A 14,453-nucleotide genomic window follows, 5' to 3' on the forward strand; every position below is an offset into this window, starting at 1 on the left:
CCCGCCATGCACGAACAGCACGTCCCGGGCCACGCCCCGACCGCACCCGTCGCCCGCATGGAGAACCACGGCAGCGCCATGGTGAAGATCGCCATGCAGAGCGGCCAGGACATCTTCGCCCGCACCGGCTCGATGGTCGCCTACGAAGGCTTCGTCCAGTACGAGCCCAACCCGCCCGCGGTCCGCCAGATAGCCTCCCAATGGCTGACCGGCGAGGGCGCGCCTTTGATGAAGTGCTCCGGCGACGGCCTGCTCTACCTCGCCGACTACGGCGCGGATGTCGTCTGCATCAACCTCGACGGTGACTCGATCTCCGTCAACGGCACCAACCTCCTGGCCTTCGACGCCCACCTCCAGTGGGGCGTGCAGCGCGTGAAGGGCATGGCGAAGTTCGCCGGACAGGGGCTTTTCAACGTCGGCATCTCGGGCACCGGCTGGATCGCGCTGACCTCCCGCGGCACCCCGATCGTGGTGGACTGCGGCCGCGGCGAGGACGAGACCTACGTCGACCCGGACGCGCTCGTCGCCTGGTCGACGAACCTGAAGATGAAGGGCAAGCGCAGCTTCAAGGCGTCCTCGATGATCGGGCGCGGCAGCGGCGAGGCGTACCAGCTCGGCTTCTCCGGCCAGGGCTTCGTCGTCGTACAGCCCAGTGAGGACAGCACCGACCGGCTCCGGGCCCGGGGCTGAGGGGGAGGACGTCAAGCCATCATGCAGAGTCCGCTTTTCGCCTACACCGAGGCGCAGACCCAGGACCGGTACACCCTGCAGAACCCGCAACTGCTGCGGGTAGCCCTGCAGGGACACGAGGACCTGCTCGCCCGTAAGGGCAGCATGGTCGCCTACCAGGGGCTGCTGGAGTTCGACGGGAACTACCGGACTCCGGGGCAGCAGCACGCCCACGCCGCCTCCGGTGAGGGACTGGACCTGATGCGCGTCTCCGGGCAGGGCACCGTCTACCTGGCCAACCTCGCGCAGTACGTGCACGTCATGGAAGTCGACCACGACGGCCTGACCGTGGACAGCAGCTACGTGCTGGCGTTGGACTCCGGCCTCCACTGGGAGGTCGTCTCGGTGGACAGCCAGTACGGGATCTCGGGCACCGGCAAGTACCAGCTCAACATCTCCGGCCGCGGCAAGGTCGTGCTGATGACCTCGGGCCAGCCGCTGATGATGCAGGTCACCCCGGACAAGTACGTCAACGCCGACGCGGACGCGGTGGTCGCCTGGTCCGCCTCGCTGCGGGTGCAGATGCAGGCACAGACGCACTCCTCGGGCGTGTGGCGGCGCCGTGGGAACACCGGTGAGGGCTGGGAGCTGAGCTTCCTGGGGCAGGGGTACGCGCTCGTCCAGCCGAGCGAGCTGCTGCCGCCGCAGAACGCGGCCATCGGGTCCGGCCTGGCCGCCCAGTTCGGCATGGGGCAGCAGGGGGCCCACGGCCAGAATCAGGGGAACATCTTCACCAACTGAGACGCGCCGACCCGCGCACCGGAACGGCCGCCCGCGCCCCCGTACGTATCCGTACGAGAGCGCGCGGGCGGCCGCCACGCGTCCTACAGAAGCGCGCGGGTGCGCTCCACGAGGCGGACGACCGAGTCGTCCGCCACCGCCGCCACCTCGTCGTACGGGAACCAGCGGAGATCCAGCGACTCGTCGCTGATCACCGCCTCGGCGCCCTCGGGCGCCAGCGCCGCGTACTGCACGTCCAGATGCCACGCGCACGGCGTCAGATGCCGGTCCAGGCGCACCGGCCCGCCCAGCAGCGTCAGCCCGGACGCGATCCCGGACTCCTCGCGGACCTCGCGCAGCGCCGCGTCCGCGAGCGTGGCGTCCTCGGGCTCGCAGTGCCCGCCCATCTGGAGCCACATCTGGAGCTTGCGGTGCAGCGTCAGCAGCACCCGCCCGCGCGCCGGGTCGACGACCAGGGCACTGGCCGTGATGTGCCCGTCCTTGCAGGGCTTGCCCATGCCGTCGGGGTGGGCCGCCAGATGGTCCAGGTAGGAGAGCCGCAGCCGCTCCTGCTCAGGTGACGGCGCGGGCCACTCCTTGAGGACCCGCGCCGCGTCGTCGTGCAGGCTCACTTCTCGCCGTCGCCCTTGTCGCCTTCGGCCCCGGGCTTGCCACCCTTCTCAGAGCCGCCCTGGCCACCGCCCTCGCCGGTCTCCTTGGACAGGTCCGGCTTGCCGGCGCCGCCCGCGGCCTCACCGAGCATCTTGTCCAGCTCGGAGAAGTCCAGCTGCTCGTGGTGGACGAAGCCGTCCGGATCGTCCAGGTCGGCGGCCGTCGGCAGCATGTCCGGGTGCTCCCAGAGCGCGTCCCGGCCGTCCAGACCGCGCGCGTCCGTCAGCAGGGCCCACAGCCGCGAGGCGTCCCGCAGGCGCCGCGGACGCAGCTCCAGGCCGACGAGGGTGGCGAAGGTCTGCTCGGCCGGGCCGCCGGTCGCCCGGCGCCGGCGCAGCGTCTCGCGCAGCGCGTCGGCCGACGGCAGGTGCGGGGAGGCGGCGGCGTGCACCACCGCGTCCACCCAGCCCTCGACGAGGGCCAGCGCCGTCTCCAGACGGGCCAGCGCCGCCTTCTGCTCCGGGGTGTCCTCGGGCTGGAACATGCCCTGCTGAAGGGCGTTCTGCAGCTCCTCGGGGTGCTGCGGGTCGAGCTGGCCGACCACGTCCTCCAGCTTGGTCGTGTCGACCTTGATGCCGCGGGCGTACCCCTCGACCGCGCCGAACAGGTGCGAGCGCAGCCACGGCACATGGGCGAAGAGCCGCTGGTGGGCGGCCTCGCGCAGGGCCAGGTAGAGCCGCACCTCCTCCTCGGGCACGCCGAGACCGGAGCCGAAGTTGGCGATGTTGCCCGGCAGCAGCGCGGCCTTGCCGGCCGGCCCCAGGGGCAGCCCGACGTCCGTGGAGCCGACGACCTCACCGGCCAGGACACCCAGCGCCTGCCCGATCTGCGTGCCGAACATGGCACCGCCCATGGAGCGCATCATGCCGAGCAGCGGGCCCGCCATGGCCTGCATCTCCTCGGGCAGGACGTCGCCCATGGCCGCGCCGACGCGCTCCGCGACCGGGTCCACCAGGTCCTTCCACACCGGCAGGGTCTCCTCGACCCACTCGGCGCGGCTCCACGACAACACCGTGCTCGCGCCCGACGGCAGCGACGTCACGCCGTCCAGCCACAGGTCGGCGAGGCGCACGGCCTCTTCGAGGGCCGCCCGCTCACCGGGGGAGACGCTGGCGTCCTTGCTGCCGTCCTCGGCGCCCTGCGCGACGGTCTGCCGCGCGATGTCCTTGGCCATGTCCCAGTTCACCGGACCGCCCTCGTACGAGAGCATCTGGCCCAGCTTCTGGAAGGCGGCGCCAAGATCGCCAGGGTTCATCTCGCCACCAGGACCGCCCATGCCGCCGAAGAGCGCCGCGAACGGGTTGTCCGCGCCGCCGCTCCCGCCGCCGAATCCGAACGGGTTCGCGGGGCCCTGGCTACCTCCCTGGCCGCCCTTCTTCTTGCCGTTGTCGCCGTCCTCCGGCTCCTCCGGCGGAAGGCCGAATCCAAATGGGGTGTCACTCACGGGTTTCCTCGGCTCGTAGGGCCGCCGGCCCGGGGCCGGCGGCGGCTGCCCGACATTCTCTTCCAGCCTAGACACCCGCCCCGCTTCGGGGCTCGGTGCTTCGCCGTCCCGGCGCCTGCGGCAGGATGGACGCCACCTGGTACGTACGCGTCAGTACGCCTACGCACTGAAGACAACCGCTGGAGACGCCCGGTGAGTTCCCCAGATCCGACCGTTCGCGCAGCGCGAAACGCCGCTGCCGAGACCGAGCACGCAGGAAAACAGGCGGACGGCGCGCCCGCCCGGCCGCTGCGCCGCCCCGTCGTTGCGGTCACCGGCGCCGCCTCCGGCGTGGGTGCCCTGCTGACCCAGGCGCTGACCGAGTCCGACGAGGTCAAGCGGGTCGTGGCCATCGACGAGCGGCGCGGCGAGACCACCGGGGCGCACTGGCACGTCCTGGACGTCCGGGACCCGGCCATCGCCGACAAGCTGCGCGGCGCCGATGTCGTCGTGCACCTCGCCGTCGATCTCGACCTGGAGACCGACGCGGCCGCCCGTACGGCGTACAACGTGCGGGGTACGCAGACGGTCCTCACGGCCGCGGCGGCCGCCGGTGTGCGCCGGGTCGTGCTCTGCACCTCCGCCATGGTCTACGGCGCGCTCCCGGACAACGACGTGCCGCTGGCCGAGGACGCCGAGCTGCGGGCCACCGCCGACGCCACCGGGGTCGGCGACCTCCTGGAGATCGAGCGCCTGGCACACCGCGCGCCCCGCGCGCACCCCGGCCTGAACGTCACCGTCCTGCGCCCCACCGTCCTGGTGGGCGGCACGGACACCGCGCTGACCCGCTACTTCGAGTCGCCGCGGCTGCTGGTCGTCGCCGGTTCCCGCCCCGCCTGGCAGTTCTGCCACGTGGAGGACCTGGTCAGCGCCCTGCGGTACGCCGCGCTGGAGAAGGTCGAGGGCGAGCTGGCGGTGGGTTGCGACGGCTGGCTGGAGCAGGAGGAGGTCGAGGAACTGTCCGGCATCCGGCGCATGGAGCTGCCGTCCTCGGTGGCGCTCGGCGCCGCCGCCCGGCTGCACCGCATCGGCCTCACGCCGTCGCCCGCCGGGGACCTGGCCTACACGATGCACCCGTGGGTGGTCAGCGGCAGTCGCCTGCACGAGGCGGGCTGGCGCCCACGGTGGACGAACGAAGAGGTGCTGGGCGAGCTGCTGGAGGAGGTCGCGGGCCGGCACACGGTCGCGGGTCGCCGCCTGGGCCGCAAGGACGCCACCGCGGCCGGAGCGGCCGGCGCGACGGTCGCCCTCCTGGGCACCGCGGCACTGGTCCGCCGCGCCCGTAAGGCCCGTCGGCGCATCTGAGGGGCTGGGCGCGCTTCGTCACGGGCGTGGGGGAGGGAGCCTTCGTACGCCTGCGACGGCCGCGGAGAGGCCGCTGCACGGCTGACCGGGCGCTGGGCGCCTCCCCGGTGCGGAGCGCCACACCAGTCCGTGACGGCCGCGGGGAAGCCCCGTACGGCCGTGGGAGGCCCTCCACGGCAGTGGGGGAGCCCCGCGCCGCCCGTATCGATGCCGGCTCCCGGCCCCGTGTCGCCCCCCATACGGCCCCGGCCCCGCGCCTGTAGGAGCCTCCAACCCGCCTCTTCGCAGGACCGGCGGAAAGCCCATACCCCGCCCCGCCGCCCCGTACGGCACGATGGAGCCATGCCAGGCACGTATGACCACCCGGGCGAGCAGGGTGCGGCGGACGCGATCCGCCTCCTCGCGGTCCGTGACACCCCGCTGTCCTTGGACGAGGTCTTCGCGGCCGTCGGCGATCCCGCCGCCGGCGGCACGGCCCTGTTCGTCGGTACGGTCCGTTCGCACGACGGCGGCGCCGACGTCGACGCCCTCGGTTACTCGGCGCACCCGAGCGCCGAGGCCGAACTGCGCCGCGTCGCCGAGAAGGTGGCCGCCGACTTCCCCGTACGCGCGATGGCCGCGGTGCACCGCGTGGGCGAGCTGGCCGTCGGCGACCTGGCGGTCGTCGTGGCGGTCTCCTGCCCGCACCGTGCGGAGGCGTTCGCGGCCTGCCGACGGCTGATCGACGACCTCAAGCACGAGGTGCCGATCTGGAAGAACCAGCGTTTTTCGGACGGTACCCAGGAGTGGGTCGGCGCCTGCTGACGGCCGGTTTCCGGCGGTGGCGTCCGTTCCGGGCGGCGTCGGTGAAGCCTTTGCGCGCGCTCCAGTTGCGTAACCCGCCCCCTGGCGTAAGCGTTGACCTGGCAGATGGTTAATCTGCTTATTCGTCGTTGCGGTTGTTACAAGGGGTCGGGAGGCCGCTATGGGAGCGCTCCTCTGGTTGCTGATTCCGGTTCTCGCCGTCATCGCCGCCGTCGTGTGGAGCAGTTGGGCATCGCGCAACCGCAGGACCGGGGACGTCGCGGAACTGGCGGGCTACGCGCGGTTCCGGGAGGCGATGGAGAAGCCCGAGAAGGCACATTCCGGTACTGACGCGGCATGAGCGTGACGGGCTGAGCCGTGGGCGTGGCCGGGGCCGTGGCCGCCGTACGCGGACGCAAGCGGCCGCCATGGCTCCGGTTCCCCGCCGCCCTCGCGCCGCCCCGCCCACGACGGCTCCGGTCGGCCGCGTCCCGCGCCCCGCTCCGCCCGCCCCCGGACGGACGGCCCCGGGGACCGGGTGTCGGAGGCGTCCCGTACTGTCGTTCCATGCCACGCCGCACCGCGACGCTGCTCGCTTCTCTCGTGATGCTGATTGCGCTGATCTGCGCCGGGATGGTGATTCCTGTTCCGTATTCCGAGATGTACCCGGGGCCCACGACCAACACCCTGGGCGAGGACGAGGGCGAGCCGGTGCTGCAGATATCCGGCCACAAGACGTATCCGACCTCCGGCCATCTGGACATGGTCACCGTCCGGGTCACCGGCGCCGAATACCGCATGAACCTCTTCGCCGCGGTCGTCGGCTGGCTCAAGCACGACAGTCTCGTGGTGCCCCACAAGACGCTCTACCCGGAGGGCCAGACGGCGGAGCAGTCCGACCAGCAGAACGCCGAGGAGTTCACCCAGTCCCTGGAGAGCGCCAAGGTCGCCGCGTTCAAGCAGCTGGACATCCCGGTGGGCTCCCAGACGGTCGTGGCATCCGTCGTCAAGGACGCCCCCGCCGACGGCAAGCTGCACGCCGGTGACGTGATCAAGGCCGTGGACGGTACGCCGGTCAAGGCCAACACGGACGTCGCCAAGCTGGTCACCGAGCACAAGCCGGGTGAGCAGGCCGTCTTCACGGTCATCCCGGCCAAGGAGGCGGCCGCGGCCCAGAAGAAGGGCAAGCGGCCCGAAGGCCCCACCAAGGACGTCGCCGTCACGACCGCGAAGGCGAAGGACGGCCGGGCCGTCGTGGGCATCCAGGCCGGTATCGACTACACGTTCCCGTTCAACGTCGACATCAAGCTGCCCGACGTCAGCGGCCCCAGCGCCGGGCTGATGTTCGCCCTGGGGATCATCGACAAGCTCACGCCCGAGGACATGACCGGCGGGAAGTTCGTGGCCGGTACGGGCACGATCGACGCCGAGGGCAAGGTCGGCCCGATCGGCGGCATCGCGATGAAGGTGGTCGGCGCGCGCAACAAGGGCGCCGAGTACTTCCTCACGCCCAAGGACAACTGCGCGTCCGTCGTCGACGACCACCCGGACGGCCTGCGTCTGGTCAAGGTGGACACCATCCAGGACGCGCTGAAGTCCCTGGAGAAGATCCGCAAGGGGGACACGGCAGGCCTGCCGAGCTGCCCCGCGAACAAGTAGGCGGCCCGCGCGGCCCCCGGGGCCCGGCAGCCGCTGCCGCGCCCGCAGGGGTCCGTGGAGGCCCCGTAGGAGGCCCGTCGGCGCCGCGCCACGGCGGCCCGGGCCGGAGCACCCGCACCGGCCCCGGACGGGCCGCGACGTCAGCTCTCGAAGGTGGCGGACAGCGCGTCCGCCAGCCCCGGCACGAGCTGCGAGCCGGTCAGCACCTCGGACGTGGCGTCCTTCTCCCGCAGCCGCAGCGCCGACTCCCGCGTGCCGTCGCGCAGCACCGCCACCGTCATCCGCACCTCCTGGCGGTCCGGGTGGCCGGCGACCCACTTCGCGAGCTGGGCCTCGTCCATACCCTCCGGCACGGAGTCCTCCGCGGACGGCGGCAGCATCAGCCGCTCCACGGTCATCGCGCAGCCGGCCACCGCGTCCGGCCAGCCGATGGTGGCCAGGAACTCGTCCAGCGGGGCGCCGGCCGGGATCTCGTCCTGCTCGACCGGGGTCAGCGAGGCGGTGGTGGAGTCGTCGATACCGAGCTGTTCGGCGAGCGAGGGTTCCTGCTCCCGCAGCTGGGCGGTGTCCACGAGGGCGAAGAGACGGGCGGGCTGGTCCCAGCCGAGCCCGGCGGCGTACTCGTCGATTTCGAGTACGGCACGGGTCAGCGGGCTGGCGGCAAGGGGGGTGCCGTCGACGGGAAGGTTGTTCATGCTCAATATCGTGCCCTGCCGACCCCGGAAAACGGGAACCGAGTAAAGCCTTAGTAAGTTGCAACAGTGGGTCCTACTATCGCCGGGCCTGCTCAACACGACAGCGAACTTCGAGGTGCGCACCTTGGCTTTCCAGATGCCGGACCGCGGCGGAGGCCCGACAGGGCCACGGATCAGAGTCGGCCGACCGTCCCGGCGGATCCGGACCCTGCTCATGACACTGGGCGTGCTGGCCGTGCTGGCCATGCTCTTCGTCATGTTCTCCGGGTTCTGGACCGACTGGCTCTGGTACCGGTCGGTCAACTTCACCTCGGTCTTCACCACCACGCTGTGGACGAAGATCGGACTGTTTGCCGCCTTCGGCGTCCTGATGGCCGCCGCGGTCGGTGTCAACATCTGGCTGGCGCACCGGCTGCGGCCGCCGCTGAGCGCGATGTCCATGGAGCAGCAGAGCCTGGACCGCTACCGGATGGGCATCGCTCCGTACAAGAAGTGGGCGCTGCTGGCGGTCACCGCGGTGGTGGGCCTGATCGCCGGTGCCTCGGCCTCCGGCCAGTGGCGTACGTGGCTCCAGTGGGTGAACGGCGTCCCGTTCGGCCAGAAGGACCCCCAGTTCGGCAAGGACGTCGCGTTCTACGCCTTCGACCTGCCCTGGTACCGCTTCCTGCTCAGCTTCGGCTTCGCCTGCGCGGTGCTGTGCCTGATCGCCGCGGCGCTCACGCACTACCTGTACGGCGGGCTGCGCGTCACGAGCCCCGGCTCGCGCGCGACGGCCGCCGCCACCGGCCACCTCTCCGTGGTGCTGGGCATCTTCGTGTCGCTCAAGGCCATCGCGTACTGGCTCGACCGGTACGGCCTGGCGGTGAAGTCCAGCGGGCTGAAGTCCGCCGACGGCTGGACCGGCCTGCGTTATGTGGACGCCAACGCCTATCTGCCCGCCAAGACGATCCTGTTCTTCATCGCGGCGATCTGCGCGGTGCTCTTCTTCGCGACGCTGTGGCGCCGTACCTGGCAGCTGCCGGTCATCGGTTTCGGCCTGATGGTGCTCTCCGCGGTCCTCATCGGCGGCCTGTATCCGGCCATCGTGCAGAAGTTCCAGGTCCAGCCGAACGAGCAGGCCAAGGAAGCGCCGTACATCAAGCAGAACATCAAGGCGACCCGCGACGCGTACGACATCAACGGTGTCGACGTGCAGGGCTACAACGGCAACTACAAGCCGAAGGACGACACGGACCGGCAGAAGCTGCGGGACGCCGCCGACACCACGGCGAGCGTGCGGCTGCTCGACCCGAACGTGGTCTCCCCGTCCTTCCAGCAGCGCCAGCAGGTCCGCAGCTACTACCAGTTCCCGTCGACGCTCGACGTCGACCGGTACAAGGACAAGGACGGCAAGGACCAGGACACCGTCATCGGTCTGCGTGAGCTGAACCTCAACGGTGTCTCCGAGCGGAACTGGATCAACGACCACTTCAAGTACACCCACGGGTTCGGCGCGGTGGCGGCCAAGGGCACCACGTTCGCCGAGGGCGGCGAGCCGGCCTACACCGAGAGCGAACTGCCCTCGAAGGGCCAGTTCGGGCCGTACGAGCAGCGGGTGTACTACGGCGAGAAGACCACCCAGTACTCGATCGTGGGCGGGCCGCAGAAGGAGCTGGACTACTCCTCCGACAAGAGCGGGGAGAAGAGTTACAGCTACACGGGCAAGAGCGGGGTGAACCTCGCCAACCCGGTCAACCGCGCCGCCTACGCGGTCGCGTTCGGCGAGCCGCAGATCCTCTACTCGGGCGCCATCGGCGAGGGGTCGCGGATTCTGTACAACCGCACGCCCAAGGAGCGTGTGGAGGCGGTCGCCCCCTGGCTGACCATCGACGGCGACGCCTACCCGGCGGTCATCGACGGCCGGATCAAGTGGATCGTCGACGCCTACACGACGAGCAACGGCTACCCGTACGCCTCGCGCACCACGCTCGGCGACACCACCGCCGACTCGCTCACCGACGGTCAGCGGGCGGTCGTCGCCCAGCAGAATCAGGTCAACTACATCCGCAACTCGGTCAAGGCCACGGTCGACGCCTACGACGGCTCGGTCAAGCTCTACGAGTGGGACACCAAGGACCCGGTCCTGAAGACCTGGATGAAGTCGTTCCCCGGGACGGTCGAGAAGAAGAGTTCCATCAGCAAGTCCCTGATGGAGCACATGCGCTACCCGCAGGACCTGTTCAAGGTGCAGCGCCAGCTTCTGACGACGTACCACGTCACCGACCCGAACACCTTCTACACGGGCAGCGAGCGCTGGCAGGTCCCGAACGACCCGACGAACAAGTCGGGCAACTCGGTGCCGCCGTACTACCAGAGCCTGAAGATGCCGGACCAGAAGGCCCAGACCTTCGCGCTCACCACGACGTTCACCCCCATCAAGCGGGACAACCTGGGGGCGTTCATGGCGGTCGACGCCAATGCCACCAGTGGTGACTACGGCAAGATCAGAGTGCTGAAACTGCCGTCCCAGACACCGGTGCCGGGACCGCAGCAGGTCCAGTCGAAGTTCAACTCCGATCCCAAAATCGCCAACGAGCTGAACATCCTGAAGAAACTCGGTGACTCCGAGATCGAGTACGGCAACCTGCTGACGGTCCCGATGAACGGCGGCCTGTTGTACGTGGAGCCGGTCTACCTGCGCGGCGCGGGCACCAACTACCCGCTGCTGAAGAAGGTGCTGGTCAGCTACGGCGAGAACGACCCCGTGCTGGGCAACAACCTGGCCGAGGCGCTCGATGTCGTGTTCGGCAAGAAGCCGCCGGGCTCCGGCACGGAGCAGCCGCCGTCCGACGGCGGTGACACGGGGCAGCAGCCGCCCGCCGACCAGACGGTGCAACAGGCCCTCGACGACGCCGTGAAGGCGTACGAGGAGGGCGAGAAGGCCCGCAAGGAAGGCGACTGGGCCGGCTACGGCGAGGCGCAGAAGAAGCTGAAGGCGGCCCTGGACCGGGCGGCCGAGGCGGAGAAGAAGTCCGCACAGAAGGGTGACGCCGGCAAGAACGGCGGTACCGGCGGAGGCTGATTCCGCGGCCCGGCCCCGGGCGCCGCCCCGTGGGCCGGGCACCCCCCTCCGCCGTGGTACCTTGGTTACACAACGGCGCGGGGTGGAGCAGCTCGGTAGCTCGCTGGGCTCATAACCCAGAGGTCGCAGGTTCAAATCCTGTCCCCGCTACTGAAGAACGAAGGCCCGGATCCTTGGGATCCGGGCCTTCGTCATGTGTGGCGCGACACGCCCGGACGGGCGCGCCTTTTCCCGCTGTGAACGGAAGTGGAGGAGAACGGAGTTTGGCATGTCTCTGTATCGGGAAGTCGACAAAACGCTGTAGTGACCTCACTGGCTGCGGTATACCAGGTGTACGCGGGTTGCGGGTGGTGCGACGATGGCCCTCATGGGGGACAAGGCAAGGTTGTTGGAGACAGGCCGGTTTGTGCACGCGCCCGACGACGGGCGCGAATCCGGGACACCGGACGGACGGGACACCGTGCTTCCGGACCAGCGTGATGCCGACATGCCGCTGGACGTGATCGAGGCCGACGCCGCCGCAGAGGCGTCCGAAGCCGTGACCGAAGCCCACCACCGCCGGGCCGCCGAAGCCGGCGACACCGCGGCCATGAGCGTGCTGGGCGCGATGCTGCTGCGCCGCGGCGACCTGGACGGCGCCGAACCGCACCTGCGCTCCGCCACCGCGGCGGGCGACCGCGCGGCCGCCAACAACCTGGGCGTCCTGCTGCACCAGCGCGGGTACGCGGACGAGGCGGCGGGCTGGTGGCGGGTCGCCGCCGTCGCCGGATCCGCCGCGGCCGCCCACGCGCTCGGCCGCTTCTACCGGGAGCGCGGCGACGAGCCCGCCGCCGAGTACTGGCTGCGCCAGGCCGCCGAGTCGGGGCACTGCCTCGGCGCGTACGCCCTCGCCGACCTTCTGGAGCACCGCGGCGACGTGGGCGCAGAGCGCTGGTTCCGGGCCGCCGCCGAGCGGGGGCACCGCGAAGCCGCGTACCGTCTCGCCCGCCTGCTGGACGACCGCGCCAACGCCTTGGGCGGCGACGGCATCCCGGACGCCGAGGCCGAGCAGTGGTACCGCCAGGCCGCCGCACGCGGGCACCGTCGCGCCGCACTGCACCTGGGCACGCTCCTGGAGGAGCGCGGGGACACCCAGGAGGCCGGCCGCTGGTACCTGACCGCCGCCAAGGGCGGTGAGGCGCGGGCCGCCTGCGCCCTCGGCTTCCTGCTGCGTGACGCGGGTGACGAGGAGAGTGCCGCCGAGTGGTGGCGCCGCGCCGCCCAGGACGGCGACGGCAACGCCGCCAACGCGCTGGGCGCGCTGCACGCCGACCGCGGCGAGACGCAGACCGCCGAACGCTGGTACCGCGCCGCACTGGACGCGGGCGATGTGAACGGCGCGTACAACATCGGCCTGCTCTGCGCCGAACAGGGCCGGGAGGGCCGTGGCGAGCAGTGGTACCGCCGTGCCGCCTACGCCGGACACCGCGAGGCCGCCAACGCGCTCGCCATCATGCTGCTCCAGCGCGGCGACTCGGCAGGCGCCGAGCCGTGGTTCTCCAAGGCCGCCGAGGCGGGCAGCGTGGACGCCGCCTTCAACCTCGGCATCCTGTACGCGGAGCGCGGCGCGGAGCGGACGGCGCACGAGTGGTACGAGCGCGCCGCGGCGGCCGGCCACACCGAGGCGGCCCTCCAGGTCGCCATCGTCCAACTGCGCGACGGCGACACGGAGGACGCCGAGCGGAGCCTGCGCCGTGCGGCGGAGGGCGGCAGCGCCGAGGCCGCGTTCCGCCTCGCCGACCTGCTGGACCGCCGCGACGGCGGCGCCGTCGAACGGCGGCAGGACGACGAGTGCACCCGGTGGTACGAGCACGCCGCGCGGCAGGGGCACCGGCGCGCCCAGGTTCGGGTTGGCATGTTCGCGGCGGCGCGGGGCGATGTGGTCGAGGCCGCGCGCTGGTACCGCGCCGCGGCCGAGGCGGGCAGCCGCAACGGCGCCTTCAACCTCGGCCTGCTGCTGGCCCGGGAGGGCAGCCTGCCCGAGGCCGCCCTGTGGTGGACCCGCGCCGCCGAGGACGGACACGGGCGCGCCGCCCTGCGTCTGGCCCTGCTCGCCGCCCGGCGCGGCGCACTCGCCGAGGGGCACCGATGGTGCCGGCGGGCCGTGGAACTGGGACCGCCGGAGGTCGCGGAGCGCGCGGCACGGCTGCGCGAGGCGCTCCAGGAGGAGCTGACGGCGTGACGCGCGTCGTACGGGGTGGCGCGGACCCGCCCCGTACGGCCCCGCGGGCGCCGCTGGCCCCAAGGCGACGGAACGTGATTTGCGCTGGTCGGCGCGGTGCGGTTACAGTAGACACACAACGGCGCGGGGTGGAGCAGCTCGGTAGCTCGCTGGGCTCATAACCCAGAGGTCGCAGGTTCAAATCCTGTCCCCGCTACTGAAAAGACGAAGGCCCGGATTCCCAGGAATCCGGGCCTTCGTCGTATGGGTGTCCGGAGCGTCATTCGCCGGTGCGTTCGCCCTTCGGGCCCCGGCCGCGCTCGGTGCGCGGGCCTCGGCTGCGTCGGCCCTCCTCGTTCTGGAGGATCGCGTTGGCTTCCTCGTCGGCCTGCTGATCGTTGTTACCGCTGTTCTCGGCGTCCTTGCGGAGCCGGGCGCGGCGCTTGTCGTAGTCCTTGCTGCCGGGCTCGGGCACGGTGACCACCTCCTGGGCCCTGGGTGCCCCGGCAGACCGGGCGAAAACGCCCGTACCGGGGTGTGCCGGAGGCATCGGGGGAGGGGCTGGCATGCCGAAGAGCCCGCGCCGGCCGGTGCGGGCTCTTTTCGTGGGCGGGTCGGCGGCGGTGGCACGGCCGACGCCCGGGTCAGCCGTGGGAGTGGCAGTTCGGGCAGATGCCCCGGTACGTCACCGACACCTCGGAGACCTGGAAGCCGAAGCGTTCCGGCACCGGCAGGGCCGCGAGCGGGTCGCTGTCCAGGTGTACGTCCCTTATGGTCCCGCACCGCGAGCACACCAGGTGCTGGTGGTCGTGGTGGGCGTTGGGGTCGTACCGCTTGGCGCGCCCGTCCGTGCTGACCTCCAGCACCTCGCCGAGCGAGACCAGCTCACCGAGCGTGTTGTACACGGTCGCGCGGGAGATCTCCGGCAGCCGCTCGGTCGCCCGCGCGTGCACTTCGTCGGCGGTGTAGTGGACGTGGTCCCCGTCGAGGACCTCGGCGACGACGCGTCGCTGCGCGGTCAGCCGCCAGCCGCGTCCCCGGAGTCGTTCCAGCAGGTCACTCATGCCAATCACCTATCAGTCAGATAAGGCAAGGGTAGCAGTGGCTCGTCCATCACCGGATCCGGTACGGGTTTCGGGTTCTTCT

At 71.2% G+C, this 14,453-nt stretch carries 13 protein-coding genes and 2 tRNA genes; 10 read left to right on the forward strand and 5 right to left on the reverse strand.

Annotated features, from left to right (window positions below; all coding sequences use genetic code 11):
* Positions 1-6: 6 nt before the first annotated feature.
* Positions 7-690, forward strand: coding sequence for an AIM24 family protein (locus tag ACZ4QV_RS01230; protein ID WP_467762461.1), 684 nt, complete (start codon positions 7-9; stop codon positions 688-690).
* Positions 691-711: 21 nt separating this feature from the next.
* Positions 712-1,470, forward strand: a complete 759-nt coding sequence (locus tag ACZ4QV_RS01235) for an AIM24 family protein (RefSeq protein WP_361586388.1) — start codon at positions 712-714, stop codon at positions 1,468-1,470.
* Between the two features lie 83 nt (positions 1,471-1,553).
* Here ACZ4QV_RS01235 and ACZ4QV_RS01240 read toward each other — a convergent pair whose 3' ends face one another.
* Together ACZ4QV_RS01240 and ACZ4QV_RS01245 are read right to left on the reverse strand one after the other, a co-directional pair.
* Positions 1,554-2,081, reverse strand: coding sequence for an NUDIX hydrolase (locus tag ACZ4QV_RS01240; protein ID WP_467762462.1), 528 nt, complete (start codon positions 2,079-2,081; stop codon positions 1,554-1,556).
* Positions 2,078-3,565 carry a zinc-dependent metalloprotease gene (locus ACZ4QV_RS01245; protein WP_467762463.1) on the reverse strand — a complete coding sequence of 496 codons (1,488 nt, stop codon included), beginning with the start codon at positions 3,563-3,565 and terminating at the stop codon, positions 2,078-2,080. The genes ACZ4QV_RS01240 and ACZ4QV_RS01245 overlap by 4 nt, the downstream gene beginning before the upstream one ends.
* 192 nt (positions 3,566-3,757) lie before the next feature.
* Here ACZ4QV_RS01245 and ACZ4QV_RS01250 point away from each other — a divergent pair, with 192 nt between their 5' ends.
* The 4 genes from ACZ4QV_RS01250 (at position 3,758) to ACZ4QV_RS01265 (ending at position 7,351) form a co-directional block, all read left to right on the forward strand.
* Positions 3,758-4,909, forward strand: a complete 1,152-nt coding sequence (locus tag ACZ4QV_RS01250; protein ID WP_467762464.1) for an SDR family oxidoreductase — start codon at positions 3,758-3,760, stop codon at positions 4,907-4,909.
* 342 nt (positions 4,910-5,251) lie between these two features.
* Complete coding sequence (locus tag ACZ4QV_RS01255) at positions 5,252-5,713, forward strand: molybdenum cofactor biosynthesis protein MoaE (RefSeq protein WP_030022102.1); 462 nt, start codon at positions 5,252-5,254, stop codon at positions 5,711-5,713.
* Positions 5,714-5,873: 160 nt separating this feature from the next.
* Positions 5,874-6,053 (forward strand): hypothetical protein, encoded by a 180-nt coding sequence (locus tag ACZ4QV_RS01260; protein ID WP_361146855.1) that lies wholly within the window; start codon positions 5,874-5,876, stop codon positions 6,051-6,053.
* Positions 6,054-6,259: 206 nt separating this feature from the next.
* Positions 6,260-7,351, forward strand: a complete 1,092-nt coding sequence (locus ACZ4QV_RS01265) for a YlbL family protein (RefSeq protein WP_361146852.1) — start codon at positions 6,260-6,262, stop codon at positions 7,349-7,351.
* A gap of 140 nt (positions 7,352-7,491) precedes the next feature.
* Here the strand turns inward: ACZ4QV_RS01265 and ACZ4QV_RS01270 are convergent, their stop codons facing one another.
* Positions 7,492-8,046: a PPA1309 family protein gene (locus tag ACZ4QV_RS01270; protein WP_031001102.1), complete on the reverse strand. Its 555-nt coding sequence runs from the start codon at positions 8,044-8,046 to the stop codon at positions 7,492-7,494.
* 136 nt (positions 8,047-8,182) lie between these two features.
* Here ACZ4QV_RS01270 and ACZ4QV_RS01275 point away from each other — a divergent pair, with 136 nt between their 5' ends.
* From ACZ4QV_RS01275 to ACZ4QV_RS01290, 4 genes are all read left to right on the forward strand, one after another.
* Positions 8,183-11,107, forward strand: coding sequence for a UPF0182 family membrane protein (locus tag ACZ4QV_RS01275; RefSeq protein WP_361147384.1), 2,925 nt, complete (start codon positions 8,183-8,185; stop codon positions 11,105-11,107).
* A gap of 76 nt (positions 11,108-11,183) precedes the next feature.
* Positions 11,184-11,257 (forward strand) — tRNA-Met (locus tag ACZ4QV_RS01280).
* A gap of 217 nt (positions 11,258-11,474) precedes the next feature.
* Complete coding sequence (locus ACZ4QV_RS01285; RefSeq protein WP_467762465.1) at positions 11,475-13,328, forward strand: tetratricopeptide repeat protein; 1,854 nt, start codon at positions 11,475-11,477, stop codon at positions 13,326-13,328.
* 122 nt (positions 13,329-13,450) lie between these two features.
* Positions 13,451-13,524 (forward strand) — tRNA-Met (locus ACZ4QV_RS01290).
* Positions 13,525-13,587: 63 nt separating this feature from the next.
* Here ACZ4QV_RS01290 and ACZ4QV_RS01295 read toward each other — a convergent pair.
* Entirely contained in the window at positions 13,588-13,782 is a 195-nt protein-coding gene (locus ACZ4QV_RS01295) for a hypothetical protein (protein WP_361146846.1), read from the reverse strand.
* Between the two features lie 169 nt (positions 13,783-13,951).
* The gene (locus ACZ4QV_RS01300; RefSeq protein ID WP_361146843.1) at positions 13,952-14,371 is read right to left on the reverse strand and encodes a Fur family transcriptional regulator; all 420 of its coding nucleotides are present in this window, start codon (positions 14,369-14,371) and stop codon (positions 13,952-13,954) included.
* Positions 14,372-14,453 lie beyond the last annotated feature (82 nt).

The sequence above is a fragment of the Streptomyces sp. NPDC026394 genome, assembly GCF_055567735.1.

Coding starts and splice junctions, on each gene's coding strand:
- ACZ4QV_RS01270 (WP_031001102.1), bottom strand. CDS start 8,046: ATGAACAACCTTCCCGTCGACGGCACCCCCCTTGCCGCCAGCCCGCTG.
- ACZ4QV_RS01260 (WP_361146855.1), top strand. CDS start 5,874: ATGGGAGCGCTCCTCTGGTTGCTGATTCCGGTTCTCGCCGTCATCGCC.
- ACZ4QV_RS01230 (WP_467762461.1), top strand. CDS start 7: ATGCACGAACAGCACGTCCCGGGCCACGCCCCGACCGCACCCGTCGCC.
- ACZ4QV_RS01300 (WP_361146843.1), bottom strand. CDS start 14,371: ATGAGTGACCTGCTGGAACGACTCCGGGGACGCGGCTGGCGGCTGACC.
- ACZ4QV_RS01255 (WP_030022102.1), top strand. CDS start 5,252: ATGCCAGGCACGTATGACCACCCGGGCGAGCAGGGTGCGGCGGACGCG.
- ACZ4QV_RS01265 (WP_361146852.1), top strand. CDS start 6,260: ATGCCACGCCGCACCGCGACGCTGCTCGCTTCTCTCGTGATGCTGATT.
- ACZ4QV_RS01275 (WP_361147384.1), top strand. CDS start 8,183: ATGCCGGACCGCGGCGGAGGCCCGACAGGGCCACGGATCAGAGTCGGC.
- ACZ4QV_RS01285 (WP_467762465.1), top strand. CDS start 11,475: ATGGGGGACAAGGCAAGGTTGTTGGAGACAGGCCGGTTTGTGCACGCG.
- ACZ4QV_RS01235 (WP_361586388.1), top strand. CDS start 712: ATGCAGAGTCCGCTTTTCGCCTACACCGAGGCGCAGACCCAGGACCGG.